We start from the raw sequence: 3,249 nt of genomic DNA on the forward strand, positions 1-3,249 counted from the left end.
TGTAAACGAGCACATTATTTCAGGCTCTATTTTTCACTTTAATCCCGAAAAAAATCTGAAATAATGTGCTAATTTTTTCACTTTATTTCAGAATGTGCAAAATCTTGTGCATATTATCCCAGATTAAAAATAGCGAAAAGAAAACCCCTAAAAAGGGGCATCAACCGGAATATAATCTTGTATTTTTATCCGGATTTTATACACTTCTTGGGTGTGAAGGACAAAGATTGAATCATGGTTCAGCGTTACGAACCAATCAAAATCTTTCTCTAAATATGCATGAAAGTATCTATTTTGAATTCTCAGCTCAAATGTATAGCCTTGGTCTATCCAATAGGAGGTTTGTCCAATCCAAACTCTCCATTCCTGGTTGCCGTGATCAAAGACTAAGATTCCTCTCCTTATCATAGACCACTGTCCTCTATGGCCAATCTTACGATTTCCTCATCAACTTGATCTTTTTTTAGCTGGAAACCAAATAATAAGCTATTGACCGTTAAGGTATTGATAACGCGCGGCCAGCCTTGAGATCGTAATGCAATGGCTTCTATTGCTGATTCAGTAAATATAGGCATCTTTGCTCCAGCTAATTTCATGTGATGGTCAATATAAGTGGAAACTTCCTCTTTTGATAATGGCTGGATCTCATACTTCATTATCACTCTCTGAGACAGGGGACGATGATGATTTAATGCTAAGCGACTCTTTAAATGGGGTAATCCTGCCAAAACTAATATAAAAGGATTAGTAGAATCCATTTGAAAGTTAAATAAAATAGCGATATCCTGCAAAAATGCATCCTTTGCCATATGCATTTCATCCAAAATAAAAACAGGAGTGATCTTTCGTTCCCCAGCCAATCGTTCAATTCCTTGTTGGATTTGCCTGAAGAGATCGACTTTACGGAACTTTGGTTCCTCTCCTAAGCCGAATGCTAATCCACGATAAAAATCCATCACCCCTCCCGTTGAGAGGGGAAAATAAATTACTTGATACAGGGAGGGGCTTAGGGATTCCTTAAAGGACCGTAAGGTAAATGTTTTTCCTACCCCGGGATCGCCAATAAGAAGACCGATTCCCTTTGATTTTTGTAAGTAATTTAATGCTCTTATTGCCCCTTGGTAATCCGTGGAAGGATACGCATCCGAAGGTTGTATATCTTTTGAAAACGGAGCCTGAGCTAAAGAGTAAAAGGATTTATACATGATCCTGATCCTCCTTCACATCAGCTGTTGGAGACAATGAAAACGGTGAGCGAACCCGTTTGGCATGAGCGTTATCTTTCATGGATACTGGAGTTGCTTCTGTCACTTTTTTATCATTCTCAAAGATATAAACTCCTTTTTCATCCAGTCTCACATCGATGGAATGACCGATAAAACGTGAAGGTACTTCGTAGAGTTGTTTATTTAAGGTAATCGTGCCATCAGCTTTAACTTTCCGCTGCTCTCGTTTCAAGAAGATTGTCTCCAGAATGGACGGGTCCTCCAAAAATGTTATATCCTTTAATTGAGAGTGAAAAACTTCATGAGGCGTTTTGCCATCTAAAGAGGCGTGAACTCTTCGATGGTAATCTTCCTCTAACCAGCGCCAGAACCTTTCATTCAATTCTTCTAATGATTGAGCCGGTTCAGTTTGCAATAATGGATAAAACCTCGTTTGCACTGTTTTAAACAGCCTTTCTATTTTACCTTTTGCCCTAGGGTCGAAAGGCATCGTGTGGGCTAATGTGATCCCCAACTGTGCGCACGCATATTGTAGCGTTTCAGATCGATAGATCTTACCATTATCCGCATAGATAATAGTTGGCTTACCCCTTCGGGTTAAGGCTTCCTTTGTCACCACTCTTAATCCATCAAATTTCTCTGACGAGAAAAATTGTGCATACGGAACCAGCCTAGAGCAATCATCTATATAGGCAATTAAAAAAGTTTTCGTCTTTTTCCCACTGACTGGAACATAAGGTCCGTGAGATAAGTCAGCCTGCCATAACACGTTCACTTTCTCGTGAGCGAATCGTTTTCTCTCAGGGGTTGCTACAATTTGTTTTCCTACAAGGTTGTGTTTTTTTAATAATCGATTTATAGTAGAGTAAGATATTTGTTCTTTTTGTATTTCTCCACGCTCAATTAGTTGTTCGTAGAAAACACTAACTGGCATATGGAGATTTTTTTTTCGTATTTCTAGGAGTTGATCCTGATCATCAGGAGATAATCTTCGAGAGTTGCCTTTGTCTCCACGTTTCTTTGGCTTTAATGCTTCAAATCCATTTCGACGATAATGAAGAAGCCATTCTTGAATGGTTTTTACGGCAATTTTTCGTTCCCCATAATAAGGAATAGAATGGATTTTCCCCTCCAATTCTTTCAAATATTCTTTTGGATTTACTTGCCCATTAAAAAGAGGGGCAATCAACCCATACCGAAATAAGGCGATTTGTTCTCGTTCATTTTTATTCATGGAATCTTCCTCCTTTTGGTTAGAAGGACGACCGGTCATCCATGATTAATATTCTACTTTCTTCGCCATTCTTTGACGATGAAAAATGTATGTGGGACGAGCAATATTTTTTTAATTCCTCAAATATGATAAAATTAATTTGCCATGAAATGTGATGATAAATGACCCCAGCTCCTTCGTAAGAAGGAGGATTCGCCAAAATCAAGGATCATTATTATATATTTTGTGGCCACTTTTTTTCTATCCTTTGAAACTCCCAGAACCTGACCTAAATCGGTAAAGAAACTATGAATCCAATTGAGATTCTTATAGTAACGGATTAGGTGAAACCTCAATAATTGTCGGCTAACATTTGCTTTTTTCTTCTGAAGAAATTGATGAACTCCCTTCAAAATGGTATGTATCGTATGTTGAAAATAAGGGATTAAGAAGTCCGGAAGGACTGAAATGCTCTTCTTACACACTAAACATCTCAATCGACATATAGGAATTTTCATTGTTTCCTCATCTGTGACACCAAACCTCCAATAGTATCCATTTCTATGGACATTTCCATGTGCGCTACATTTACAGTTTGGACACGCATCTAATATAGGAAAATCATTTTCCTTCCCCCTTGCCGCATATTCCTTCAAGTCAATTCCAAAATCATGAATAATGATCATAAAAAAACTCTCCCTAATAATATGCAGAAAATTTAGCATATTAATTCAGGAAAGTATAGTGTTTAATCTGTAGAAATTTGAAAAAATGCCCCACTTTTTAGAGGAAATAAAGTGGCTGTTTACA

Annotated in this window: 4 protein-coding genes; all 4 read right to left on the bottom strand. The window is 37.7% G+C overall.

Annotated features, from left to right (window positions below; genetic code table 11):
• Positions 1–147: 147 nt before the first annotated feature.
• On the bottom strand, positions 148–408 hold the full coding sequence (locus CU635_RS20060) for a DUF5348 domain-containing protein (RefSeq protein ID WP_101579150.1): 261 nt from the start codon (positions 406–408) through the stop codon (positions 148–150).
• Complete coding sequence (locus CU635_RS20065; protein WP_101579151.1) at positions 405–1,205, bottom strand: ExeA family protein; 801 nt, start codon at positions 1,203–1,205, stop codon at positions 405–407. Before CU635_RS20065 ends, CU635_RS20060 begins: the two co-directional genes overlap by 4 nt.
• Positions 1,198–2,460, bottom strand: a complete 1,263-nt coding sequence (locus CU635_RS20070; protein ID WP_101579152.1) for a helix-turn-helix domain-containing protein — start codon at positions 2,458–2,460, stop codon at positions 1,198–1,200. Before CU635_RS20070 ends, CU635_RS20065 begins: the two co-directional genes overlap by 8 nt.
• 134 nt (positions 2,461–2,594) lie before the next feature.
• Positions 2,595–3,125, bottom strand: coding sequence for a DUF6431 domain-containing protein (locus tag CU635_RS20075; protein WP_101579153.1), 531 nt, complete (start codon positions 3,123–3,125; stop codon positions 2,595–2,597).
• Between the last annotated feature and the right edge of the window lie 124 nt (positions 3,126–3,249).

Source organism: Bacillus canaveralius (assembly GCF_002860125.1).
GTDB classification, from domain to species: domain Bacteria; phylum Bacillota; class Bacilli; order Bacillales; family Cytobacillaceae; genus Bacillus_BJ; species Bacillus_BJ canaveralius.

What these genes read in the sequence shown, in the direction of transcription:
- CU635_RS20060 (WP_101579150.1), bottom strand. Translation starts at nt 408, where the DNA reads ATGATAAGGAGAGGAATCTTAGTCTTTGATCACGGCAACCAGGAATGG.
- CU635_RS20065 (WP_101579151.1), bottom strand. Translation starts at nt 1,205, where the DNA reads ATGTATAAATCCTTTTACTCTTTAGCTCAGGCTCCGTTTTCAAAAGAT.
- CU635_RS20070 (WP_101579152.1), bottom strand. Translation starts at nt 2,460, where the DNA reads ATGAATAAAAATGAACGAGAACAAATCGCCTTATTTCGGTATGGGTTG.
- CU635_RS20075 (WP_101579153.1), bottom strand. Translation starts at nt 3,125, where the DNA reads ATGATCATTATTCATGATTTTGGAATTGACTTGAAGGAATATGCGGCA.